We start from the raw sequence: 23,752 nt of genomic DNA, 5'->3' as shown, positions 1-23,752 counted from the left end.
GCTCATTCCTCGCTCGGGCTCGCGCGAACACTCACGTCGAACATATGGCGGGTTTCGGAGTCGACAAGTCGTTCTAGCGGCAGCTCTATGCGACGGGCGAGCTCAGAAAATGGCCGACCTCGGTCGGGCGATGAATCGCCGAAGCGCTTGTGCCGTTAATGCTTTCACTACGGTCAGCAGTCGACCCGTTGCGGCCACCGAGCGTAGACTGTCTTGGGTCCCCTAACGGCTCATAAGCAGACATCGACTCGTCTAGGTTACGGCGACAAAATCAAACGGCTCTTTCTTCATTTCAGCCGCAATGAAATCCACAAACGTGCGACCCGCCATGCGAGTCGTGCGCCCCATTGGAAAATAGGCATGCACGGGCAACTCGGCCATTTTCCATTCGGGCAGCAAGTGTACGAGCGTCCCTTGGTCGACCTCGGATCGGCACGCCCATGAAGTCGTCGAGACAATGCCCAGACCGGCGACGGCCGCTGAAAGCGCGCCTGACGTGTCGTTAGTCGACACGTGAGGTTGTACGTCGACCGAAGTCGTCTTGCCATCGCGCTGGAATTGCCACGAAGACGGTTGCGCCCCGGCGGGTCCCCCGACGACGCGATGCGTCGCGATGTCCTCCGGTATCGCCGGCATGCCATGCCGGTCGAGATAAGCCGGCGATGCCACGACGACGCGATGCATTTTGCCGATCAATCGCGCTGTACCTGCCGAGTCCGGCAGACTGCCCACCCGGATGCCGACATCGACCGCTTCACGAATCATGTCCTGCCAGCGGTCGTCGAGCATGATCTCCAGCCTGAGCAAGGGGTGATGTTCGGTAAATGCTGAAAGCCGTGGCATGACCACACGCATGGCCATGGTCGAAGGCATCGCAAGACGCAACACGCCGCGCAGTTCTCCTGTTTCGCGGACACTATTCTCCGCATCGTCGATCGCCGCGAGGATCGGCTCCATGCGGCCGAGAAATTCCAGCCCAGCTTCAGTGGGCACCACGGCGCGCGTTGTGCGCGTGAGCAGGCGAGCGCCGAGAGACGCTTCGAGCTCGGCGATCATCCGCGAGACTTGCGATTGCGCCAGCCCACATTCCCGTGCGGCCGCCGAAAAACTGCCCAGCCGGGCAACGCGGGTGTAAAGCCTGAACGTCAGGACGTCTTTCAAGCACCCTCCTTGTTTCAGCGGACGACAAGCCCGATAAGGCGCAGCGTCACCGTCATCCCATCGATGCTCGGTCAGCATAAATCTTAGCCGAATTCGATGGCTACCCAGCCGTAAGCGAAACCGCGACATTAGCGCCGTGGCCTGGCATCAGAAGCCGACCGTGATCGGAACCATGCAAGGGCATTGGCTCCGATGCCTCGATAGCCCTGCAACTGAAGCCCGGCGCTACGAACGAGCCGCAGCTTTATATCTGGAGAATGATATGACCACAATAGTCCTCGTAACCGGCGCATCTGGCGACACGGGCCGGCCGACCGTCGACCGCCTGCTTGAAAAAGGTTTTCATGTGCGCGCGCTGGTGCGCAAAGACGATCATCGCGCGCAACAGTTGCGCAACCTAGGCGCCGAAGTGGTAATCGGCGACATGATGAGCTTGCGCGACATCCGTCTTGCCATGGCAGGCGTTCAGCGGGCTTACTTCTGTTTTCCTCTCGCTGAAGGACTCGTCGAAGCGGCCGTGATCTTCGCTCAGGCTGCAAAAGAGCAGGACCTGGAGTTGATCGTCAACATGTCGCATAAGCAGTCACGCCCGGCCGCGCGCAGCAAGGCGACGCAGAACCACTGGCTGTCCGAGCAGATTTTCAACTGGTCAGGCGTGCCGTCGGTGCACCTGCGAGTCACATTCTTTGCCGAGTGGCTGCTTTATATCGCGCCTCAAATCCGCTACGGACGGTACGTCATGCCCTATAACAAAGAGAGCCGCTTCGCGCCCATCGCCGGTAGCGACATCGCACGCATCATCGCGGGTGTAATCAGCAATCCGGCCCCACATGTCGGTAAGGCGCTGGCGCTGCACGGCCCGGTTGAGTACAGCCATGAGGAACTGGCCGCTGAAGTGGGTCGCGTACTCGGCAAGCACCTTCCCTACGAGCACGTCACCGTATCGACTTTCCTGGAACTGTTCGGTTTGCAGAATGCCGATGCCATGCGGCGACATTTCGAGGCTGTCACGATCGACCAGCAAGAAGGCCTGCTGGCCGGCACCGATAGCACCGGAACCCAAATCATCGGCCAGCCGTTGACGACGGTCGAGCAATTCATCAAGGCGAACCTGTCCAGATTCGTCATCGAGTATCCGCTGGCGGCGTCAAGGCACTAATCAGGGGCAGCAGACTGGAAGCGGAAGTTCGTCTTCCGGTCGACGCTCCAAACTGATCCATGCTGTTCGAAGATAGGTCATAGCCTGAAACGAGGACTACCGGGCAGACCCGCAATACATGATAGTGAGAACAACGGAAACGAACCGGCGATTGCGAAGGAAGCGATATTCGAGGTTGGCCGTTGCGACACGTGACGTTCTCCGGTTGTAGACGGAAATACTTCGACATCGTTAAAGCTCATTTACTAAGGAATATTAATCATGTTCAAGAAAGTTCTGATTACTGGCGCTACCGGCGATACGGGTCGCGCAGCTGTTCGCGAGTCCATCGCGCTGGGTCTCGACGTACGTGCGATGGTGCATAAAAAGGATGACCGCTCCGCCGCATTGGAGGCGCTGGGCGCTGAAGTGGTGGTCGGCGACCTGCTCGAGATCAACACCGTCCGCGACGCCATGAAAGACGTGGATGCTGCGTACCTGGTATGGCCCGTGCAACCCGGACTGATCAACGCGACGGTGAACTTTGCGCAAGCTGCAAAGGAGACAGGCGTCAAGACGGTCATCAACCTCTCGCAGCGCTCGGCTAACCGCGAGTCAAGCAGCGATTCCTGCCGCGATACCTACCTTGCCGAGGAAGTTCTCAACTGGTCGGGCCTTCCCGTCATTCATCTTCGTCCCACCTATTTCCTCGAGTGGTTGCTCTACCCGTGGCAATTGCCGTATCTGCAACAAGGCGTTCTGCGCATGCCGGTTGGCAAGGGCCGTCACTCGCCGATTTCAGCGGACGATCAGGGCCGGGCCATCGCCGCGCTGTTGAAGAGCCCGGAAGCGCATATCGGCACGACGATCCCGCTCTCAGGTCCGGTCGAGATGGACCATGAACGGATGGCCGCTGAATTATCCGAAGCGCTTGGTCGCAAGATCGTCTTTCAGGACCTGCCGATCGACGAGTATTGCGACTCGATCACGGCAATGGGTGTGCCGCCCTACATCGTCCAGCATCTGCGCGGCGCCATGGCCGACTACCAGACGGGTCACATGTCCGGCGCAGACACCAACATCGAAAAACTGACTGGCCGCAGGTCGATGACCGTTGGTGAATTCGCTCTTCTTCACGCCGACAAACTCAACGGCTAATGACATGTGTCGGATCCGGTGACTCGTCGCGAACCAGATCCGACACCTCTCTCTCATCAAATTCAAAAGGACATCATCATGGAAATCTCTAACTCTGTCGCGCTCGTTACTGGGGCAAACCGTGGCATCGGGCGGGAATTCGTCGCCGAATTGCTGAACCGTGGCGTGGCGAAGATCTACGTTGCGGCGCGGGACACCGCTTCGCTGAAAGACCTTCTCAAGGATGGCGACAGCCGGCTCATTGCATTGCCGCTCGATGTCACTGATCCTGATCAGGTTGCCGCCGCAGCGAAGATTGCAGCGGATGTTACGCTGCTGGTCAACAACGCGGGCTACGCGGCCTTCGAAGGTGCGATCGCCGCACCCGACATGGACGACGCCCGCCGTGAGATGGAAGTCAACTACTTCGGCACCCTGTCGCTGACCCGGGCCTTCGCACCGGTATTGGCAAAAGCGGGCGGCGGCGCATTGGTCAACATGCTGTCGATGCTCGCGCTAGTCAGCTTGCCGATGGCCGCGACGTACTCGGCTTCCAAGGCAGCGAGCCTCTCCCTTACCCGGAGCCTGCGTGCCGAATTGTGTGCACAAGGCACGCAGGTGGTGGGCGTGCTTGCAGTTCAGACGGAGACGAACATGGGTGCAAAGCTGCCCGAGCCGCGCATGACGCCGCAAGAAGTCGTCACTGACGCACTCGATGCGATCGAAGCCGGCACCAACGATGAAATCGTCGCCGGCAACCAGACGCGGGCCATTCACGAGGCGTTCGTCGCCGATCCGAAGGGGCTACAAGAGAAGATGTCTGCACGCTTGCCGCAACGCGCCTAATCCACTTTCTCACGTTAAAAAATAGAGGTCATCATGGACTTTCTTGAAGCTCTTGCTAGCCGCAATGCCGAATTTACACAAAATGGTTTTTCTGCCGATCTGAAAATGATGCCGTCGCGCAAAACGATGATCATCGGCTGCGTAGACCCTCGTGTCGATCCGATGGATGTGCTCAAGCTAGAGCCAGGCGAAACGGCAGTGATCCGCAACGTTGGAGGACGCGTGAATCCGGCGCTGCTTGAAACGATGGCGCTTCTTGGTGCCGTTTCGCGAGCGGCGGGACAGCCAGTCGGTGACGGCTGGAATCTGGTCCTCCTCCACCATACCGATTGTGGGATCAATGGTTGCTATCATCACGCCCCGAAGCTGCTGTCGAAGTATATGGGTGTCGCGGATGACAAACTCGACGATCTCGCGATCACCGATCCGTACAAGGCAGTCGCGATCGACGTGCAGGCGCTCAGAGGCAACCCGAATCTTCCCGGTGGCTTTACAGTGACCGGTCTCGTGTATGACGTGAAAACCGGCCGGATCGAGACTGTCGTCCAGCCTGTCACGCTGCGGCCCGAATAGGGTCATAGGCGATACGATATGGCGAGGGCGCTGCAATGCAGCTTCACATGCGAACGGCAGAGCGAAGTTAGTGTCCGTCACTTTCCGAACGGCCGTTGTTAAGTTCGTAAGGGACGCTGATAGATGTGCGCCGGGTGACTGCAGTTGGCCGTTTGCACGCCTTGACCCAAGTCGTCTGCCGTCGGCGCAGGGAGAACGGTTTCGACTGGCGGCTTCCGGCGAAAGGCTGAAGGACAGCCACTCCGATCGGGCAGATGGACTCAGTTAGTTCGACCTCTTTGCGTTATCAAGGCTCGGGCAGGAACCCGACGTCTCCGTACCAGGCGCGCGTAGTAGTACCGGTATTATCGGTATCGGTCAGCAGCCCGTAGCCGGTGATTCGTCCAGGCGGTTCGTGAAAGACCCGTTCGTAGTCTTGCACGATATTGCGGCGCAGGCTTTGCCAGTGACCCGCATCGCTGGACAGACCAGAGACCACAATCATCTGTACGCGGTTCGTGTGAGGATTGGCAATGACGGTGCCTGGCGCAGCGGTGGTTGACCAGATATACATCAGCGTGGCATAGGGCAGCTCTTCGCCACCCAGGCGCTTTGCCAAGTCCATCTTGGCCCTGTCAAAAAACGATAGCTTGCTTTTATCGCCGTCAAACAAGAACACCAGTCGCGCTGGCGCGTCTTCCTTTGATCCGACGCGGTTGTCGGCACCCTCGATCGCTCCTTTTGCTTTCCAGCGCCACGCCGCGACGGGTGTGCGGACGAGGTCGATATTACCCTCGTGCATGAGCGCCGAAGCAGAGCGGTTCGCGTCCGCCTGCAGGACGGTGGTGTTGCCGTCGTGAACGAGCGTGTACTGCGTCAGGGGCTTGCCGTCCGCAACTGGCAGGTTCTTCCAGCCTGCGGGCAGTGGTTCGCCGGGTTCGATTGCGGAAAAGGCAATACCCGGTTTTTCGTCCTGGGCAACGAGGGCTGCCGGCAACAGTAGGAGCGCGACGCACGCGGCGAGCCAGACTGGCCGTGCTGTTCGCTTCCGCGCTTGATGGATTGAGGTAAGAGGCATGGCTGGTCGTATTCGTCTTTTGGCCAGGATCCATTGTAGTCGGCTCAGCCGACGGCATTGCAGCGGAGCCTTTACGCCGGCGGTTAATCGAGCAAGCGGGGGCCGAAGATGCGGCATTCACTTTCGTGTGTGGAGCGGCCGCTCATCGATGCGCAGCTGCCGCTCGGGCGGGCACATGCGGGCGACTTCGAACGGCTGGAACTGGCCGAACCCCGTCCCGCAGTCAACGGGCCAGGCCGGGATCGATCTCATTGCGTGTCACTACTGTTTCGCAACCACCTGCGCGCGAAGCGGGCGTAGTCGTCACGCCGCTTCGTCGAGCAGGGAAATCAGATGGCGCTGCAATTCCATACGGCACGCCATGAAACCGGCGACGATCTGGTCGACCATCGCGATCCGCACATAGGTCTTCGGGTTATCCAAGACCTTGACGTTCTTCTTGACCAGTAGGAGGTCATACCTGCCGTCGCTCGCGTCGATGGCAAGGTAGAACGCGCCTACGTGCTGCACGAAGTTTCGGCAACTGGACAACTGCACAATCCACTTCGAATCGATGCCCTTCTGCCGCATCCAGTCGTTTATCAGACGCTTGCGTTGCTCATCAGCGATTGGCTTGCCAACGTGCTCGTGTATTGCGTGCATGAACTTCTTCATTGCGTCGATGCTGGCATCGAGCTCCGAGACAAGGGTGTGCAGGTCTGCGATCACCAGGTACTTCAGGTCGTTGTCGACTGGCAGGGCGACGCCCTCGTGGTCGTGCGTGAATATATGCTCGTCCTTCACGTTGGCAATGATGTCCTTCGCCAGTGCGCCGAAATCATCTTGTAGGCGCTTCGTGATACGCGGCAGCAGGCTCAATCGGGTGCTGATGGCAAGCCCAGCGTCGCCAATCGTGGACGGAAGTGGCGGCATGCGCTTCTGATCGGCAGCCCGATGCCATGCGGCGTAGATCGGCAACACCCACTGGTCGCTGCCAAGTTCCTGGATATGCAGCCACTTCGTAATCTTCATGTCTCTCAGCCCCTGGCTCCTTACGGTCGAAGTGTACTTCGTGGGCGCAGTTCCGTTCCGAGTCTTGCCCCTACAGGCATCAATCCCGGGGTGCCGTCAATAAAGGATTTTTTCGTACGCCAGGCGCGGGTAGCAACTCAGCCACTGTCGCCATTCGGTCCTCGACGCTCTATAGTGTTGTCCACAACCAAGCATAGGCGAGCACGGGGATCAAAATGAGAAAGCTAGTTGTATGCTGCGCGGCAGTGCTGGCCTTGCAGGGGTGTGCCACCTATGACCTATCGTTGATGCCGCGCGGAGCGGGGCCGATGGCACATGGCATGGCCAAGCAGATAGACAAGTCTGTTTCAGTCACCTTGGACGGCGAAACCTACTTCGGCCACTATGTTTATGTGCAGGGCGGCGCTTTCTCCCTCGGGACGGCCTTTGGAAGCGGGCAGGTGGCGACAGGTAGTGCCATCGGCGTTAGCGTTGTTGGTAACGGCAACGTCCTCGCACAGTCCGCTGACGGCCAGCACAACCTGCGATGCGTATTTAATTTCAGCGGGTGGACGCAACAGGGCACAGGCGCGTGCCTAACCGACAACGGCAGTATGTACGATTTGCAAATAACGCGGTAGGCGACCTCTTCGGGGGCGCCCATGCGGTTCATGGAAATCGTCTCGCGCATCACCGGGTTCACCGTGCCGGTGTTTTGGCATCCAGTGGAATCCCGGCGAGGCCGAGGGAGCAGTAGCTCGCCGCGTCCTGACATTCCTGGACGATCGGCGCGTGTTGCACTCGCCATCGCAAATTTGCGCAAGCTCACGGCACACACGTGCGGCCATTCGCCTCGGCGCATCGCAAGGCCAGGCTGACGAGCAACGTCCAAGGGATCAAATGAACAGTATTCAAATAGCCGCAGCGTCCGCGCTCCTCGCCATCTCCGCGTTTGCACACGCAGAGGATTGGAAAATTCTCGGGAGTGGCCCCAAAGGCGCAATCGCATACGACGCAACATCAGTGCGCCACGACGGCCAGTACGTATCGGTTTTCATGCGCACGACGTACACATCGCCCCAAGCGGGGAGTGGCATAGCCCACGACATGAGTATTTGGCCGTTACGCATCAACTGCGGGGACGGTTCCATTCGCGTAATGAACGCTTACGATTATCTTCGCGGTAATTTAGTTTTCACGGCTAACGCTTATCAAGACCTGGACGCGGGGGTACCTGGATCCCCTATGTATGAGGTTACCCAAGCCGTCTGCCCACGCCCATAGATGCCCCTCGCTTAGTCGGCCCAATACGGGTACTCGCTGTCTGTCGTCCGTCCTTTGTTTTGATGATTATCACAATGTCTTTATCCAGTGAAGTGGATATTTTCGACATCGTGATCAATAACGCCGCCGACCATCCGGTCGAGTGGCCGCACAACTTTCACATCGGTTTCGAGCTGGCGTCCCTCGACGAGGTTCGCGCGCTATACGAACAGATGGCCGGCGCCGGCGTCGTGATGAAAAGCGGCGTGTTAATCTTACTGTGTCATAAAATAAAGACGTCTTCCCAGCCTTCGGCAGCATGGACAGGCGTCGAGCCCCGCGACCAGTCGCACCGTAAGTTCGTAGCGGATGGTGGCAATCGAGTCAGCCGTGTGGCGCTGTGCGCGTCGGACTTCCCCGCGCAATGTAATCGTCGGGAACCGCAGGTGTCTGGCGTGCTGCGAAGTTTTTTTTGGCGCTGACCGGGGTACCGGTAGCGAGACGCTCTGAGAGAAGGAACCCGTAGGCCGCGATCGCCAGTGCAGCGTGGTGGTGAAACCCACGCCATCCCCGGCCTTCGTAGTGTCCCAGCCCCAGCTCCTGCTTCAGATCCTGGTAATCACGTTCGATACGCCAACGCATGTGTGCATGCGCCACGAGTTGCTCCAGCGCAGTATCAGCCGGCAGGTTGGACAGATAGTATTTCAGCGGGTCAGCGTCGCCGGCGGGCCACTCGATGAGCAGCCATTGCTCGGGGCGCAATCTCGCCTTGCCGGTATTGCCGCCCGCGTGACGCACGCGCACCGCGGCGAAACGTCCGCTGAGCGTTTCGTTCGACCCCTCCCGCCAACTGAGCGTGGTGAAGGCAGTAGCAGGCAGTGAATGCGCCAGGTCCTTCACGTTCACCGGCTGTCGGGCGCGTGTGCGGCGCGGTACCACAGGCGGGCGGCCCATGCCGCCATACGGTTTGGGCGGCAATGGTTCGACGCCCGGTGGCCAGACCACGAGAGCCGATGTGATGCCGACCACATAAGACAAGCCCAGATCGTCCAGACGTTGCCGGAAGGCGTTATCTATTCCATAGCCTGCATCGGCCAGTACGCAATGTCGGGGCGCACCCGCAGCCAGCAGAGCCTCAATCTGTCGCAATGCAATCTGCGCCTTCGTCTCAAACCCGATCTGCGCGGGAATGCCGGCTTTCTCGCGCCGCTCATCATCCTCTGCCCATTCACGCGGCACATAGAGCTGCCACGCAACCGGAATGCTGGCCTGCTCGCAGGCCAGTGACACACTGACCGCGACCTGGCAATTATCCTGTTTCCCCAGCACCCCGCAGTATTGACGCGCCACACCTACGGAATGGCGGCCCTTCTTTGGAAATCCCGTGTCGTCCACAATCCAGAAGCCGCCGCCGGAAAAATCCATCCGCGGCACGACCCACTGGCTGACCCGGAGAAGTAGCTCGTCGTCTGACCAGTCGGCTTTGGCCACAAAGTGGTGCAAAGCCTGATGCCGGGCGCTGGCGTGAAGCGGATCCACGCTTGCGGCCATCGGCTCGACGCTCTTGCGCGTCAACGGCAACATCAGGCCTGTGCAGTAGCCCCTCAGTCCTGAGTGGCGATCCGCATGACCCAAGCCGCCAGACAAATGCTCAATGTACTGCTCAAACCGCATTTGTGCGTCCATTGCTTCTCGCTCTATGCCTGGGTATCCTCATTATATGAGGACAAACAAAGCAATATCGCTATTGTTAGTTTTGTGACACAGTAAGATTAAGGAAGGTCTGCACAACCCGCTTTTTGAAGCGTTATCTTTCACATCCTGCGCGGCCTCGGCGTTCAGATTTTTGTCGGTGAGTTGATTGCCGGAGTTTTTTCCGCGCACCGGAGCGCTCCAACCAGATATATGGCCTTCATCGGCCCGGTGTTTCAAGCTTTGCGCAAAGCTCTACGTGCCATCCATAGATTGCCCAAAGCAAACAGCGTGGTGATCTGGGCGGTGTTCTTCATCAAACCACGATAGCGGGTCTTCATGTAACCGAACTGCCGTTTGAGGATGCGAAACGGGTGTTCGACCTTGGCCCGGATACCCGCCTTCAGGCGTTCGATCTGATCGTATATCGCGTCCAGCGAATCACTCAGATCCAGTTTCCTTCGCTTTGCCGGTCGCATTGCAACATGCCAACGAACCGCGTCAGCCTCACATCGCTTTTCGATACCCAGATATCCGGCGTCCGCGTACACATCCGTTTCTTCACCATGCAGCAACGCCTGGGCTACCGTGATGTCGTGAACATTGGCCGCCGTTCCAATGACCGTATGGACAAGGCCCGAGTCGGCGTCCACGCCGATATGCATTTTCATCCCGAAGTACCAGTTACCACCTTTCTGCGTCGATTGCATTTCAGGATCGCGCGTGCCGGAGCCATTCTTTGTCGAACTGGGCGCGGCAATCAGGGTGGCGTCGACTGCCGAACCAGCCTTGAGCATCAGGCCTTTCTCCGTCAGGATTTCATTGACCAGCGCCAGCATTTGCACCGCCAGTCCGTGCGTTTCCAGCAGATGGCGGAACCGAAGAATCGTGCTTTCATCCGGCAAGCGAACCATCCCGCCGTCGAGACCCGCGAACTCGCGATACAGCGGCACGTCATAGAGTGCCTCTTCCATAGCAGGGTCTGACAAACCGAACCATTGCTGCATGAAATGAATCTGCAGCATCGTCGCAATCGGGAACGGCGGCCGACCGGTTTTGCCCGTGGGATAGTGCGGCTCGATCAGCGCAATCAGCTTCAACCAAGGCACAACGCGTCGCATCTCATCGAGAAATTCCCGCTTGCGCGTGCGCTTCGTTGACAGATCCAGACCAAGACCAAGTTGCGTCATCACACTGCTCCGCACCCAATTAGCTCTGTTTCCAGGATAGCTCAGCAGCAACACAATGCCAGGACTTCTGCAGACCTTCCTTAATCTTACTGTGTCATAAAATAAAGACGTCTTCCCAGCCTTCGGCAGCATGGACAGGCGTCGAGCCCCGCGACCAGTCGCACCGTAAGTTCGTAGCGGATGGTGGCAATCGAGTCAGCCGTGTGGCGCTGTGCGCGTCGGACTTCCCCGCGCAATGTAATCGTCGGGAACCGCAGGTGTCTGGCGTGCTGCGAAGTTTTTTTTGGCGCTGACCGGGGTACCGGTAGCGAGACGCTCTGAGAGAAGGAACCCGTAGGCCGCGATCGCCAGTGCAGCGTGGTGGTGAAACCCACGCCATCCCCGGCCTTCGTAGTGTCCCAGCCCCAGCTCCTGCTTCAGATCCTGGTAATCACGTTCGATACGCCAACGCATGTGTGCATGCGCCACGAGTTGCTCCAGCGCAGTATCAGCCGGCAGGTTGGACAGATAGTATTTCAGCGGGTCAGCGTCGCCGGCGGGCCACTCGATGAGCAGCCATTGCTCGGGGCGCAATCTCGCCTTGCCGGTATTGCCGCCCGCGTGACGCACGCGCACCGCGGCGAAACGTCCGCTGAGCGTTTCGTTCGACCCCTCCCGCCAACTGAGCGTGGTGAAGGCAGTAGCAGGCAGTGAATGCGCCAGGTCCTTCACGTTCACCGGCTGTCGGGCGCGTGTGCGGCGCGGTACCACAGGCGGGCGGCCCATGCCGCCATACGGTTTGGGCGGCAATGGTTCGACGCCCGGTGGCCAGACCACGAGAGCCGATGTGATGCCGACCACATAAGACAAGCCCAGATCGTCCAGACGTTGCCGGAAGGCGTTATCTATTCCATAGCCTGCATCGGCCAGTACGCAATGTCGGGGCGCACCCGCAGCCAGCAGAGCCTCAATCTGTCGCAATGCAATCTGCGCCTTCGTCTCAAACCCGATCTGCGCGGGAATGCCGGCTTTCTCGCGCCGCTCATCATCCTCTGCCCATTCACGCGGCACATAGAGCTGCCACGCAACCGGAATGCTGGCCTGCTCGCAGGCCAGTGACACACTGACCGCGACCTGGCAATTATCCTGTTTCCCCAGCACCCCGCAGTATTGACGCGCCACACCTACGGAATGGCGGCCCTTCTTTGGAAATCCCGTGTCGTCCACAATCCAGAAGCCGCCGCCGGAAAAATCCATCCGCGGCACGACCCACTGGCTGACCCGGAGAAGTAGCTCGTCGTCTGACCAGTCGGCTTTGGCCACAAAGTGGTGCAAAGCCTGATGCCGGGCGCTGGCGTGAAGCGGATCCACGCTTGCGGCCATCGGCTCGACGCTCTTGCGCGTCAACGGCAACATCAGGCCTGTGCAGTAGCCCCTCAGTCCTGAGTGGCGATCCGCATGACCCAAGCCGCCAGACAAATGCTCAATGTACTGCTCAAACCGCATTTGTGCGTCCATTGCTTCTCGCTCTATGCCTGGGTATCCTCATTATATGAGGACAAACAAAGCAATATCGCTATTGTTAGTTTTGTGACACAGTAAGATTAACTGGTCCCACGTCTTACCGTGCTTGTAGTAAAGTGTACTGAGCAAGTCGGTTGCTCGGGCCACTCGAGAGAATTTATATGCGCAATGACCTATCCGTCTTCAGGTTCCGGTAATTCAGGACCGTCCGCTTCTCTTACGGACATATTCGAGAGCTGCTGAGCTATCGTCACCCGGAGCAACTGCTGGGGGAGGCAGATGTGGGGGCTGGCAGAGAACCGGTGGCAAGCGTGCTGCGGTTGAAGCCCCATCTAATGACTTCAGGATGTCCTCGAACTGAACCTTGTCCTCTATTTTGTGAACGAGGACGGCTTCGATAGCATCGAGTGGAAGCGCGATACGTTCTCCCGAAGTGCGTAGCCCTCCCGTAAAGCCGTGTTCTCCGGCTATACGCCACTCGGTTTCAATGAGCTGGTTGCGCCCTTGTACGTACGCGAGCAAATCAAGGATTGGCTTCAGAGTGTCGTCGTTGAATAGCAGTTCACCGCCGTCAGCGTGTATTCCTGCGACTTGGTGATCAATGAAGAGACGGTGCAGGCGCTGAGTGACGGCAGAGTTGGGACCTGTGTAGAGCACACGATCCCCGCCGTTTGACTCCAGCCATGCTCGGCTAACGACCACGCCATAAGTACCGAAATTCAGATAGTGAGCAAGGAGGTCGCGCCCCGCCTGTACTTCGCTGAAACAGATCATCGGGATCTTTCCCGATATCAGGCCCATCCCGTAGGTCAACTTGTTAAGATTAAGCTCTTTCGTAGCACCGAGAGCCTCCGCCCGCTTCAAAACCGCGGTTAGAAAATAATCATGCATTTCCAATGCGGCGGCGTCGGTGAAGTCGATCGGACCGAAGGTCACTGGGTGGTCGGTGAGCATCAGCCCCTCTCTAAGCGCCTGCTCCAAGTAGGTTCGATCTCTCATGACATGGAGAAACTGGATGCTAGTAGTCATTGCGTGATTTGCTGTCGAAAAATGGGGGTTGACCTTCGCCATGCCAGCGTAAGAAGCGGGACCGCACCGTCGAGTGCCCCTTCATGGCTGATCCGGCAGCGTGTCGCCTATGCGGGCGGATGATATCAGCAGAATGATCGCATTAAGGGTTGCCGCTGACGCTTGAATATCACGAAGGACCTTCCCGCAAATGGCTCATGCTTGGCCGCACACTGTCTCACGCAACTCGCAATGGCGGCGCGTTCTCTACTGGTTTTGATCGACGACACGCGCCCTCGAACAGACTTCCACGTGCCGGTAAACGGATGTCCGTTTGCGAGAGGTACAGCGGCGGTAGGGCCGTCGATGTTGTCGGTGGTGCACGTCACTCAAGGAAACTCACTGGTGAGTCGGCCGGTAAGTCGGATGCGGCTGGGGCGGCGGTTGATATAACGGTACGCATACTTATCTCGCGGCGACAGATGCCCGTGCAAAGATCGGCGTATCGATCGACCAACATCAACATTTTCGTGCTTGCAGTCCGCCCGTTGGGGTGACTACGATTACACACCCAGCGGAGATCACAATGAGAACGACCTACAAAGCACTACAGGCAAACGTGCGGGCGTCGCACGGGCGCGTCATGTCGTCGTGCTGGATCGCTCATCGAAAGGTAGTGAGCGGACTGCCGGAGAATTCCCGGCGTACAGGCGAGCGGCGAAAACCCTCCCCGCCACAATGGGAAACCGTGATCGACCACGCAATGAGGGAACTTGGATGGCTCTGACGGGCGTAAGTAATCAACCTCGAACGGTGCCCATCGCATGACGGACACGAAAACCATTCAAGTGGGTAATGCATCCGATTCGACGTATGTGGCCTTCGGCGACGATTGCCAGTTCAACGACATTTGCGGATACGTGCTGATCGGCCTGCGGCGCTCGCGTATCGGGGTAATCACCCGGGAGCTAGATCGCATAAAGGACGGCTTCAAGATACCGCGTAGCACGCCGCTTCATTGCCGCGTACTCTTTGGATTTCATCAACGGGAGAAGGCTGGGCTAGGCCATCTCACGCGGGAAGACGCGCAGAACACCGTGCTTCGCTGTTTGCTGTTGCTGAACAACTACGGCATGCACGTGAAGTTCGCTCACGCACGTCCTAGCGAGTTCTCCGCAAAACTGGGCGATACGCTAACGCTATCTGATCAACAACAGGCGAATCCAATAGACCTTGCGGTCCACCACGACCCCAAAGGGCTTATTAGCCTACTCTCGCAAACGTCCATGATTGTTCCCTGGGCTGATCGCAAGTTGTCGAGATTCAATGCCGTGGAAATCGTTGCCTCAGCGGATAAGACACAAGCAAAACTCTTTGGCAATGGCAGTAGGCAGGCGCACAACCTGCTGCAGGGCTTTTCCGACATCGGAGCCGCGCCTGGTTCAGTGTTTCAGTTTTCGCCACGAATCAGTACTACCGCTGAGGATCCGCTGTTGCAACTTGCTGACGTGGTGGTTTATGCGTTGTGTCACCAGCTTGACGAAGAAAAAGGTCAGTCGTTTTGGCGCACGCAACTGCCTCCCATCAAAAATCTGCAATCTATCCCGTGGGGTTACCCGCCAATCGCGAATGGCTGATGTCGGAGCCGAAGCCGCCGCACAAACGGCCCGCCGATTGCACTGGCGACCGTCCTTTCCTGGCCGATTGGGTGAGGTCGCCAACGGCCGCTTAGTGGCACTCCCGTTTGCAAAAACTGAATTTGGCTGACTGACCGGTTTGGAGAAAGTTGTCTGACCGGAGTGGGTCGAGAAGACTCATTCACGGACAGGGACAGCCGACATTCGCCGACGCCGGTTAGCGAAAGTCAGCAATGTGATCTACAGCAGCCGAACGACTCCGATCGGCGAGCGTCGGCTCTGGCCGAGAAAGCGCGTTCGTCTTTGATAGCCGGATGGCCGGTTACAGGGTGCACGTGACACCTGACGTCCGATCGAAACGCATGTGAGCGGCGGGTTGTGGCCGGTCCTTGCCGGTCGATGGCCAGCGGCGCCCGACCCTCAACGGACCGTGGGGGCAGATGCGATCAAATCGGCAGTTTCGAGGGGCGCGTCTGCCGCAACCTCGAGCGGGCGAGCGCGCCGCTGCGCCAGCGCAAGCCGCGCGCCGGGCGGCCTGCGCAAACCACAGCGGCAAGCGTCGACTTGTCCAGTCCGTCCGCCTAACGGAATCCGTAGGCGAGCACCTTTTTGCCCTCGAAACTGATTTGCACCGCTTCGGAGCACGGGTTCCCACACGTGCCATCGACGGTGGGAGGCGCAGCAGCGAAGGGGACCGTCTCACTGGTCATTTCGCCGATCACCAGTGTCGCATCCGACGAGATAACGATATTCACGACGAGCACCACGCCAGCGGGACTCGCTTTCGTGCCGTAGTTGATCGTCATCGTTCCCGTGCAATCGCTATTTACCTTGTAGGTGCCGAACTGCACGGAATTGAAGGCGCCGCCCGTTTTCGGCAAGCCGCCGACATTGCCCGCATCGTTGCGCGTGAAATTGCCGTTACCGTCGAAGACGACGACAGCGACGTCGTTGAGCAGCAGCCTCGACTTCGCGTAGTGAACCGCACCATCCGTGCCGATGATGCCGAGTATTTCGCCTTGGGCGCTAAATCCATACAGGCCTCTCAGCGTTTCATTGGAACAGGTGGGGCCGTTGGCATGCGCCGCACCGCTCAACGACAGAAGGGTGGCCGCAACGGCCGCCGCACAGGTCAAACGCTTGCTTTTCATGTTCATCTCCTTGTCATTGACCGTGGCCGCTTCGCTGGCGTGCGCGTGATGTCGGGGCGCATGCACGGGCACAGAGCGTCGGGCAGAGGCTGGCCAGCGGCGGCGCACCGCGCCGCTCACGTTGACCTGTTTCATGGTGTCAGAAGCGCGAGCCAGTGCCATCGACAGAACATGAAGAAATCGTTAACCGTGCGTCGACGGTATGCGGAAAAAATGGCGCGCATCGGGCGGGCGGCGCACATCGCCCTGGTCGCCTGCGTCAGCCTGCCCGGCCCGCGCGGGAGGCGCGGTGGAAACGAGGGAAAGCGCGTCGCCACGTGCCAGAGCTGCTCGCTTGACGACAGCACTCATCAGCGACCGTGATGTTTCCGCACGGCCCACGCAAACGATGCGCAAGTTTGTTCGAACATTTGGAATGGACGCGGAATCGGACTTTGGCGCCGATAATGCGAAAGGCTTATCTTGGCCCGACCCACGTCTGAAGCGGTCGGTGTTGATTTGCACGGAATCCTGACCCACCCTACGCAGTAATCGTGGGTCAGGATTCCGTGCAAATCAACATCTCGCGGTCATCGAATCTGCGTTTGCCGTCTGCGTTGACGCCTATTACTCGCAGCGGCAGGAAATCGTCCAGGTTGTCCTGCATGAGGGTGTGCCCACTGATTTGGTTGCGGACACACATGCTGCGCTTTCGGCTTACGAGAAACTACGTGTGCGAGAAATCGCGCTTACACTTGACGCACCAGACGGCGCTCTATGTACGGGTCGCCCTGGAACAGGTACTTTCACGACTGCCCGCAGGCCGGCGATCGCCCGTACCATCCGGCCACGCCGGACCAACTTCGGGGAGCGCCAGCATGGACGATGTAGAACAGTTCAGGGACGACCTCGAAAACAGCGCGGACTGCCTGATGGGCGGCAGCCGCGACGACTTCATTGAAACGCTGGGCGAAGCGGTGTATGCGCGCGTGGGCAGTGACCAGCAGGACCGCATCATTGCCGCCTACACAATGGAGCGTGCCAAGCGTTGTCTGTTCGACAGCGGCAATACATACCAAAGTCGAATGGCAAGCAACGCCCTGAGATGGCCGCGGGACGAAGATCGTCCCGCGCGCGGTGGTGGGGACGGGGGCTGAATGTGATCTGCCCGAGGAGGAGTTTCTCGAGTTCGGTCGCTTTCCGGCCAAAGGGTCGTTCGCTACCGCCCTAGTTCGGACATCCGGACGTCAATTCATCACCGCAAGCGGCCGCGTGGCTTCCTTTGACGGTCTTGGTCAACACCTGTGTCAGGCGGCCGTCTGTAACGGTTGGACCTCGACGGTGACATGAGACAAACCCATGAAGCGCCCAAGCACCGCATGATAGAAGCGAGAGTCTCGCTGGGTTTCACCTGTTGCCACTGACACCACCGCGCTCATGTGACCGGGGCCCACCCGCCATACATGCAGGTCAACCACCTTGTCGCCGAGGTCCTCGATCGCGTGACGAACATTCTCTGCCATCCGCCGGTCGCAGTTCATGTCTAGCAGGATTGCACCGGTGTCCCGCATCAAGCCGTACGACCAGTTTGCAATCACCAGCGCACCGATGATGCCGGCGAGCGGGTCCATCCAGAGCCAGCCAAATGCGCGTGCCAATACGAGGCCGATGATGGCCAGCACGGAGACCGCCGCATCCGCCATCACATGGATGTACGCGGCCCCGATGTTATGGTCGCGAGTCGCTGCTTCATCCGCGTCGTCGTGGTGTTCATGTTCTTCGAATTCGACTCCGAACTCGCCGTCCGGCATCCGAACGATGGCTTTGAAGGAGTGTGGCTCCGGAATGTCTTCCTTCGATTCCAGATAGTCTCCGCGGTCCGCCAGCGCGAACACTTGTTGTGTCCCATCGGGCTGCACCGTGGTAACGGACACCGCAGTAGCGTCCAGTCGTGAAGTCTGCGTCGCTGGCGTAATGCGGAAAACGGGTGGCACGCCGTCCTCGAAGATGGAAACGGCAAACACGCCGGATGGGGCGAAAATCTTCTGGACTTCCTCCTCATGAGCGTGGTCATCATGACCATGATCGTGATCGCCGCCGTTCAATAGCCACACGCTCGCCAGGTTGACAAACAGGCCGACCGCCGCGATGGGAATTGCCTCACCAAAATGGATGGGTACCGGCGACAGGAAACGCGATGCCGCTTCGTAGCCAATCAGAAGCGCAATCATCGCGAGCACGATGGCACTCGTAAAGCCCGCAAGATCGCCGAGCTTACCTGTACCGAACACGAAGCGGGAGTCGGTGGCGTGTTTGCGCGCATAGCTGTACGCAAGGGCTGCAATGAGCATTGCGCCGGCATGCGTCGACATGTGCAGACCGTCGGCGACAAGCGCCAGCGAACCGAACATACTGCCGCCGACGATCTCAACAAGCATCATAGCGCTGCACAATGCGATCACGGCCCACGTCTTGCGCTCGTTCTTTTCGTGACCAACACCCAGAAAGATGTGGTCATGTCCTGCGCCGAATGCGGCGTCTTTGAAATCAACCATTTCTGACTATTTGAAATAGCTGTGAACAACTTCGATGAGTTGTTCCGTCGCGGTGGCACCATCCTCCTCGCCGTTTTCCGCGTCGATGAGGTGGTTCCTGATGTGGTCTTCCAGCACAACCGCGAGAAGACCGTTCATAGCCCCGCGACAACTCGTGATCCGTTGCAGCACGTCCGCGCAGCCGTGCTCTTCCTCGAGCGCCCGCTCAACGGCTTCGACCTGTCCCTTGATACGGCGGACCCTATTAAGCAGTTTCTGTTTTTCCTGAACCGTGTGACTCATAGTGTTCTCCATATACCCCTTGGGGTATACAATTTCAGGAAGTCTATCATAGGGGGTAGGGGTATCGAGCACTATCGCAGATTTTAGTGCCAGCGGGGTTGCCAGCTATTTATCGGTACGATGCGAATACGACGGGTATCGTGGCACGGCGGCCGGGTGGCCACTCAATCGGATCCATCACCGGATCAGGACAGCGGGAACCAATGCATGCGCTCCAATGACCGTTTTGACCGTCGGCGATTACTCCAGCTTGGCTTTCTCCTTTTTTCCATCGTTGCGTTCTTCATCTTCCCGGCGAACGCTCAGGCTGCAGCCCCCGATTGCAGCGCTGGAACCGCCGTTACTGTCGTCGCACACCTCGACGACGACCTGCTCTTTGTCGAACCAGCAATCAGTGAGCGGTTGCACGCGGGATGGTGCGTTACGGTCGTCCATCTGATCGGTGGGGCGAACGGCGCAAGCTTTGACTACGTGCAGAAACGCGAGGAGGGAACGCGGCTTGCCTATGCCCGTTTGGCGGGCGTCGTCAACGACTGGGACGAGTCGACCATCCGGATTGCCGGCGAGCCGGTATTCGAGCTCCGGCTGAAACAGCAGCCGCGCGTGCGGCTGCTTGAACTACGCCTGCCAGGCGGTGCTGTCCGGGGCGGCCGCGTCCCGCTCGGGCTGCTGTGGGACCAGGGCGCAACGCTTACCACCTATCCGATGGGACACGGCGAGATTGCGCCTGGTCGCTACACGCGCGACTCGCTTTCCGCGACGCTCAGATCGATCCTCGAAGGTGCCACGCGCATCTACACGCTTAATCCTGATACGGTCCCCTTCATCGAACACCCGGATCACATATACGCCGCGCGCATTACCCGGCACGTCGCCCAATCCCTTGCTCACGCCGTCCCTATCTCGTATTTCGTCACCTATCCGACGGGAAACTGGCCGGTCAACCTGTCGGGAGAAGATGCGCAACGCAAACGTGATGTGGCCGCGACCTATTTCTCCGTCGACGGTGGGGATGTGGCGCAGGTGTTCGGCGAATACGAGTGGAATGGCGATTGGGTGCAGCGCCAGTACGCGCACGACGACTCGACGGCGCATGTCAGGCCGGATTTCGTCGGCACGCCGTCAGTACTCTTCAACGCCGCATCGAGCCGGTGTCTGGCCTCAGCAGGCAACGGGCGCGAGCCGGTTCTCGCACCATGTAATGGTTCGATGCAGCAGCAATGGACATGGGAACCCAGAACGACCTATCCGGGCAACGAGCACGACGCCGCCCTTGTTTCGGCGGCGACAGGACAATGTGTTGCCGAGCACGACGGCACGCTCGCCGAAGCGAGGTGCGAGCAATGGGAACCGTCACAACGGTGGACGCCATGGGACTTCGGTCTGATCTTCACGCCTTCGCGGCGCTGCCTCGGAGAAGAAGACGGGCGGCTGAACCTTCGTGGCTGCGCATCGCTGACGACGCGATACCGGTGGTCGGCGTTGCGACCAGCGTGGCCCACTGATCTGCGACTCACCGGCGCAATGTATGAGGACGTGACCGGGCAGGGCGCACCCTCCGCCGTGTATGTACAGCGGCGAGCCGACGGCCCGGGCTTCGACGTCTACGTGCAGAAATTGCAGGCCGGAGAGCGGCCTGTACGCTGGTATGCCAATGCTGTCCCGTTCGACAGCCGGGCGATCACTGCAACCTGTGGCGAAGACACGCTGTGCTTCGATAGCGCCCGGTTCGTGCTCGGAGATTTCGACGGCGACGGCCGCGCGGACCTGATGGTTATCACGCCGCGCCTGGGCGGCACTGCGTTCTGGTTGCTGCGAAGCACGGGCCGCGATTTCGAAGCGCCGGCACTGTGGTTTCAGAGTGACCAGCGGATACCCACTGGACGCACGCAGCAGTACATCGCGTTCTCGAACAATGCGCAAATGCGGCGGAGGATACTGCTCGCGATGCAAAAGTCCGACAAAGGCGCCGAATTGTGGGCGGTAGGCGACGACGGGACCGGCCACATTCAACAGGCAAGGGTGCTGGAAGATGATCGGTTCCGGTTCGATCTGCGTCTGCTCGCGGTGCGCGCCCAAGGGACGGATTCGGCATCCTTTCTCGCCGTCCAGCCCGCCAGCGAGGGGGCGCGCATCGCCGTCATCCCGTTCGGCTTTTCCAATGGACACTGGCATGCTGGCAACACGTCGCTTTTGCCGCCGGTATTCCAGCCTGCCACAACGAAGTTCTCTACTGACCACCATCCGGGGGACGCGAACAACGCAATTGTCATGACGGTGCCCCGCTTTTCTGAACCGGGCGGTGTCGACGTATGGGAATCGTCCGACATCGAAGCAGCGCCAGTTCTGCTTGTTTCCCTGCCCGACGAGCCGTGGCAGGACTCGAGTCCCGCCCTGCTTTACAGCGGCAGTCATACGACGCTGGCCTTCTACCGGCGCACAGACGCGATACTCGACAATACGCATTTTTCCGGTGGCCAGGCGACGCTTTTGCAATACGACATCGATCGACGTGAGGGCAATGACCGTCCGGAAGCACAGTTGCAGCTACCCGCCATCTACTCGGAAACGCTGTGGCTCGAGCGGCTCAGTCAATGACGCGTCACAGACAACCCTCGTGCGCGCCATCGATACAGACATGTTGTCAATTGGCACCGCGTGTTCATTCGCGGTTCTGGCGAGGCGATAATGCGGCTGCTCCCGTGCACCGCTTCGCTCCGGGTGGCATCGGCACACGAAAGGCTCTTCAAAGTCTGCAACGCTCCCTGGCGCGACACATGACCCGACCCTTACGATTTCCTGTATCGACGATCAGGCACTGGCTGGCGATGCTTGCCATTCTGAGCGCATCGGCTGCCGTGGCGCACCCCCACGTCTGGATCATGTACAACGCAAAGATCCGCATGCGGGGCGTGACGATTACCGCGATAACGGAGACCTGGCGTTTTACCGAGGGCTTTCCGGTCATGCTGGTCGGGATCGATCATCTGCCGTCAAGCGGCCCGCTGGGGCCGGCGCAAACGGCGATTTTCAAAAAGCAGGCGTTCTCGTCCCTGGGACCAGCCGACTACTTCAGCCATCTGCTCGTTGACGGCGAACCGCAGCATTTCGCGGAGCCTTCGGATTTCAGGGTATCGGTGGAAAACGGACGGATCGAATACACCTTTACACTGCCACTGGTGAAGCCGGTTACGGTCGCAGGAAAGCGGGTGCAATTCGGAGTCTGGGACGAATCGTTTTACGTCGACTACGACCCGGGGTCGGATCCTGCCGTTTCGCTCGACAGCGGCGCTGCCTTGACGTGCAGGACCCGGAACTTCGCCGACCAGCATCACCCTGTCTTTTATGGAACTGTCGTTCCCCAGGCCACGGCACTCACATGTTGAAGGCTATCTGTCGGATTTATGCGGCCACTTGCGTCGCGCTGCCAATCCGGGGCGCAATCGCCTCCGTGATTTTTCTCTGCGTCGCTGTGCCGGTTGCGTCCCAGGCCCAAGGCATCGATGTCTTCGGCCAGCCGATTGCAGCGTCAAGGGCCGCTGCTGCGTCACCCGTATCACCACAGGGATCCGTAGCGCAAGACACCGATGTCAACCCGGAACGGGACTGGATTCCGGGTCCTGTGCGGCATGCAGTCCTCGCCGCCGTCCGTCTTCAGGGACGCTGGAACGCCCGTATCCAGGATATGACGGTGCGCCTCGGCACAGAGCGTGATCCGGCTTTATGGATGGTACTGCTCGGACTGTCTTTCGCGTACGGCGTGCTACATGCACTCGGGCCAGGTCATGGCAAGCTTGTGGTCGGCACCTTCCTGGGATCGCGCGGCGCACGTCTTCGCGAGGCAATACTCCTGAGCGGCTGGACCGCCGCTGTGCAGGCTGCCAGCGCGATCGTCGTGGTCATGGGAAGCATTCTGGTAACGCGGGAAGGCGCTCAGGGCATACTCGCGCGCGCTGTTTCGCTTGAACTGGTCAGCTACGTGATGCTTTGCGTCGCCGGAAGCTGGACCGTCTGGTCGATCGCCACGCGGCGCGACTGCTGCTCCGGCGGCCGCAAGGTCGTGCTGGTTCCGCGACGCTCGAGCACCATGAATGACCAGGGCGATCACGACCGCGGTTATCTCGGCCACCGGCTGCCGGTGCACTTGCGCCCCGCACTTCGTCTGCCCGTGCAGGCGAAGGCAACTCGCATCCCGAAGACGAATGGGATGCTATCGCAGATCTGCCTGACCGGGCTGGGCGCGGGCATGCGGCCGTGTGCGGGAGCGATCTTTGTGCTGGTCGTCTCGGTGGGCGCGCACGTGCCGGAGGCAGGCATCTCAGCCACAATGGCCATGGCGCTGGGCGTCACGGTGACCGTCACGCTTGTCGGTCTTGGCGCATCCGGGCTGAACCGGGGCGTTGGGCGCCTAGCACTACGTTATGGCCCGCGCGTCGCGGACGTGCAGCGAAGGGCGGCTCTGCTCGGCAGCATCGCTATCGTCGCGTTTGCCGCACTTCAGATCGCTTTGCAGATCGGCGGTGTACTGACGCCGTCCCTGTCGTAGGAGCGGCGGCATCACCAAACATCGCTGGTCACAAGTGCGAATTG

The 23,752-nt window shown here is 59.5% G+C and carries 18 protein-coding genes and 2 pseudogenes; 10 read left to right on the top strand and 10 right to left on the bottom strand.

Going from position 1 to position 23,752, the window contains the following annotated elements:
• Window positions 1-252: 252 nt before the first annotated feature.
• Window positions 253-1,239 carry a LysR family transcriptional regulator gene (locus tag B0G82_RS36185; protein WP_241975093.1) on the bottom strand — a complete coding sequence of 329 codons (987 nt, stop codon included), beginning with the start codon at window positions 1,237-1,239 and terminating at the stop codon, window positions 253-255.
• A gap of 82 nt (window positions 1,240-1,321) precedes the next feature.
• On the opposite strand from B0G82_RS36185, the gene B0G82_RS36180 reads away from it, so the two are divergent.
• The 4 genes from B0G82_RS36180 (at window position 1,322) to B0G82_RS36165 (ending at window position 4,855) form a co-directional block, all read left to right on the top strand.
• On the top strand, window positions 1,322-2,320 hold the full coding sequence (locus tag B0G82_RS36180) for an NmrA family NAD(P)-binding protein (RefSeq protein ID WP_241975092.1): 999 nt from the start codon (window positions 1,322-1,324) through the stop codon (window positions 2,318-2,320).
• A gap of 261 nt (window positions 2,321-2,581) precedes the next feature.
• The gene (locus B0G82_RS36175) at window positions 2,582-3,457 is read left to right on the top strand and encodes an NmrA family NAD(P)-binding protein (protein ID WP_121311127.1); all 876 of its coding nucleotides are present in this window, start codon (window positions 2,582-2,584) and stop codon (window positions 3,455-3,457) included.
• 6 nt (window positions 3,458-3,463) lie between these two features.
• Window positions 3,464-4,282, top strand: coding sequence for an SDR family oxidoreductase (locus B0G82_RS36170; protein ID WP_241975091.1), 819 nt, complete (start codon window positions 3,464-3,466; stop codon window positions 4,280-4,282).
• A 33-nt stretch (window positions 4,283-4,315) separates the two neighbouring features.
• Window positions 4,316-4,855 (top strand): carbonic anhydrase, encoded by a 540-nt coding sequence (locus B0G82_RS36165; RefSeq protein ID WP_121311125.1) that lies wholly within the window; start codon window positions 4,316-4,318, stop codon window positions 4,853-4,855.
• A gap of 286 nt (window positions 4,856-5,141) precedes the next feature.
• Here B0G82_RS36165 and B0G82_RS36160 read toward each other — a convergent pair whose 3' ends face one another.
• Together B0G82_RS36160 and B0G82_RS36155 are read right to left on the bottom strand one after the other, a co-directional pair.
• Window positions 5,142-5,912 (bottom strand): DUF3047 domain-containing protein, encoded by a 771-nt coding sequence (locus B0G82_RS36160; RefSeq protein ID WP_121311124.1) that lies wholly within the window; start codon window positions 5,910-5,912, stop codon window positions 5,142-5,144.
• 303 nt (window positions 5,913-6,215) lie between these two features.
• A complete protein-coding gene (locus B0G82_RS36155; RefSeq protein ID WP_121311123.1) occupies window positions 6,216-6,923 on the bottom strand; it encodes a hypothetical protein in 708 nt (235 codons plus the stop codon).
• A 215-nt stretch (window positions 6,924-7,138) separates the two neighbouring features.
• Here B0G82_RS36155 and B0G82_RS36150 point away from each other — a divergent pair, with 215 nt between their 5' ends.
• A complete protein-coding gene (locus B0G82_RS36150) occupies window positions 7,139-7,543 on the top strand; it encodes a hypothetical protein (RefSeq protein ID WP_241975090.1) in 405 nt (134 codons plus the stop codon).
• Between the two features lie 1,018 nt (window positions 7,544-8,561).
• Here the strand turns inward: B0G82_RS36150 and B0G82_RS36135 are convergent.
• The 4 genes and pseudogenes from B0G82_RS36135 to B0G82_RS36120 form a co-directional block, all read right to left on the bottom strand.
• A pseudogene (locus tag B0G82_RS36135) lies at window positions 8,562-9,851 on the bottom strand (IS701 family transposase); the annotation flags it as partial.
• 242 nt (window positions 9,852-10,093) lie between these two features.
• Window positions 10,094-11,047: an IS5 family transposase gene (locus B0G82_RS36130; RefSeq protein ID WP_116149560.1), complete on the bottom strand. Its 954-nt coding sequence runs from the start codon at window positions 11,045-11,047 to the stop codon at window positions 10,094-10,096.
• Between the two features lie 207 nt (window positions 11,048-11,254).
• A pseudogene (locus tag B0G82_RS36125) lies at window positions 11,255-12,544 on the bottom strand (IS701 family transposase); the annotation flags it as partial.
• Window positions 12,545-12,748: 204 nt separating this feature from the next.
• Entirely contained in the window at window positions 12,749-13,579 is an 831-nt protein-coding gene (locus B0G82_RS36120; RefSeq protein WP_158608218.1) for an abortive infection system antitoxin AbiGi family protein, read from the bottom strand.
• An 803-nt stretch (window positions 13,580-14,382) separates the two neighbouring features.
• Between B0G82_RS36120 and B0G82_RS36115 the strand changes: the two genes are divergently transcribed.
• Window positions 14,383-15,195 carry a hypothetical protein gene (locus tag B0G82_RS36115; RefSeq protein WP_241975089.1) on the top strand — a complete coding sequence of 271 codons (813 nt, stop codon included), beginning with the start codon at window positions 14,383-14,385 and terminating at the stop codon, window positions 15,193-15,195.
• A 581-nt stretch (window positions 15,196-15,776) separates the two neighbouring features.
• On the opposite strand, the gene B0G82_RS36105 is transcribed toward B0G82_RS36115, so the two are convergent.
• A complete protein-coding gene (locus tag B0G82_RS36105; protein WP_116149987.1) occupies window positions 15,777-16,346 on the bottom strand; it encodes a hypothetical protein in 570 nt (189 codons plus the stop codon).
• An 857-nt stretch (window positions 16,347-17,203) separates the two neighbouring features.
• Here B0G82_RS36105 and B0G82_RS36100 point away from each other — a divergent pair.
• The gene (locus B0G82_RS36100) at window positions 17,204-17,482 is read left to right on the top strand and encodes a hypothetical protein (protein WP_116149525.1); all 279 of its coding nucleotides are present in this window, start codon (window positions 17,204-17,206) and stop codon (window positions 17,480-17,482) included.
• A 150-nt stretch (window positions 17,483-17,632) separates the two neighbouring features.
• Here the strand turns inward: B0G82_RS36100 and dmeF are convergent, their stop codons facing one another.
• Together dmeF and B0G82_RS36090 are read right to left on the bottom strand one after the other, a co-directional pair.
• The gene (dmeF, locus tag B0G82_RS36095) at window positions 17,633-18,880 is read right to left on the bottom strand and encodes a CDF family Co(II)/Ni(II) efflux transporter DmeF (RefSeq protein ID WP_121311120.1); all 1,248 of its coding nucleotides are present in this window, start codon (window positions 18,878-18,880) and stop codon (window positions 17,633-17,635) included.
• A 6-nt stretch (window positions 18,881-18,886) separates the two neighbouring features.
• On the bottom strand, window positions 18,887-19,162 hold the full coding sequence (locus tag B0G82_RS36090) for a metal/formaldehyde-sensitive transcriptional repressor (RefSeq protein WP_121311119.1): 276 nt from the start codon (window positions 19,160-19,162) through the stop codon (window positions 18,887-18,889).
• A 207-nt stretch (window positions 19,163-19,369) separates the two neighbouring features.
• Here B0G82_RS36090 and B0G82_RS36085 point away from each other — a divergent pair, with 207 nt between their 5' ends.
• The 3 genes from B0G82_RS36085 to B0G82_RS36075 all read left to right on the top strand — a co-directional run bounded on the left by B0G82_RS36085 (window position 19,370) and on the right by B0G82_RS36075 (window position 23,708).
• Entirely contained in the window at window positions 19,370-21,760 is a 2,391-nt protein-coding gene (locus B0G82_RS36085; RefSeq protein WP_121311118.1) for a PIG-L family deacetylase, read from the top strand.
• 179 nt (window positions 21,761-21,939) lie between these two features.
• On the top strand, window positions 21,940-22,548 hold the full coding sequence (locus B0G82_RS36080; protein WP_241975088.1) for a DUF1007 family protein: 609 nt from the start codon (window positions 21,940-21,942) through the stop codon (window positions 22,546-22,548).
• Between the two features lie 236 nt (window positions 22,549-22,784).
• Window positions 22,785-23,708, top strand: a complete 924-nt coding sequence (locus B0G82_RS36075) for a high frequency lysogenization protein HflD (RefSeq protein ID WP_158608217.1) — start codon at window positions 22,785-22,787, stop codon at window positions 23,706-23,708.
• Window positions 23,709-23,752: the final 44 nt, after the last annotated feature.

This window comes from Paraburkholderia sp. BL17N1 (assembly GCF_003634175.1).
GTDB lineage: Bacteria > Pseudomonadota > Gammaproteobacteria > Burkholderiales > Burkholderiaceae > Paraburkholderia.
This window is presented reverse-complemented; position numbering and strand designations above follow the sequence as displayed.

Coding starts and splice junctions, on each gene's coding strand:
- B0G82_RS36160 (WP_121311124.1), bottom strand. CDS start 5,912: ATGCCTCTTACCTCAATCCATCAAGCGCGGAAGCGAACAGCACGGCCA.
- B0G82_RS36100 (WP_116149525.1), top strand. CDS start 17,204: ATGGACGATGTAGAACAGTTCAGGGACGACCTCGAAAACAGCGCGGAC.
- B0G82_RS36120 (WP_158608218.1), bottom strand. CDS start 13,579: ATGACTACTAGCATCCAGTTTCTCCATGTCATGAGAGATCGAACCTAC.
- B0G82_RS36080 (WP_241975088.1), top strand. CDS start 21,940: ATGACCCGACCCTTACGATTTCCTGTATCGACGATCAGGCACTGGCTG.
- B0G82_RS36105 (WP_116149987.1), bottom strand. CDS start 16,346: ATGAAAAGCAAGCGTTTGACCTGTGCGGCGGCCGTTGCGGCCACCCTT.
- B0G82_RS36175 (WP_121311127.1), top strand. CDS start 2,582: ATGTTCAAGAAAGTTCTGATTACTGGCGCTACCGGCGATACGGGTCGC.
- dmeF (WP_121311120.1), bottom strand. CDS start 18,880: ATGGTTGATTTCAAAGACGCCGCATTCGGCGCAGGACATGACCACATC.
- B0G82_RS36115 (WP_241975089.1), top strand. CDS start 14,383: ATGACGGACACGAAAACCATTCAAGTGGGTAATGCATCCGATTCGACG.
- B0G82_RS36155 (WP_121311123.1), bottom strand. CDS start 6,923: ATGAAGATTACGAAGTGGCTGCATATCCAGGAACTTGGCAGCGACCAG.
- B0G82_RS36085 (WP_121311118.1), top strand. CDS start 19,370: ATGCGCTCCAATGACCGTTTTGACCGTCGGCGATTACTCCAGCTTGGC.
- B0G82_RS36185 (WP_241975093.1), bottom strand. CDS start 1,239: ATGCTGACCGAGCATCGATGGGATGACGGTGACGCTGCGCCTTATCGG.
- B0G82_RS36165 (WP_121311125.1), top strand. CDS start 4,316: ATGGACTTTCTTGAAGCTCTTGCTAGCCGCAATGCCGAATTTACACAA.
- B0G82_RS36150 (WP_241975090.1), top strand. CDS start 7,139: ATGAGAAAGCTAGTTGTATGCTGCGCGGCAGTGCTGGCCTTGCAGGGG.
- B0G82_RS36090 (WP_121311119.1), bottom strand. CDS start 19,162: ATGAGTCACACGGTTCAGGAAAAACAGAAACTGCTTAATAGGGTCCGC.
- B0G82_RS36130 (WP_116149560.1), bottom strand. CDS start 11,047: ATGACGCAACTTGGTCTTGGTCTGGATCTGTCAACGAAGCGCACGCGC.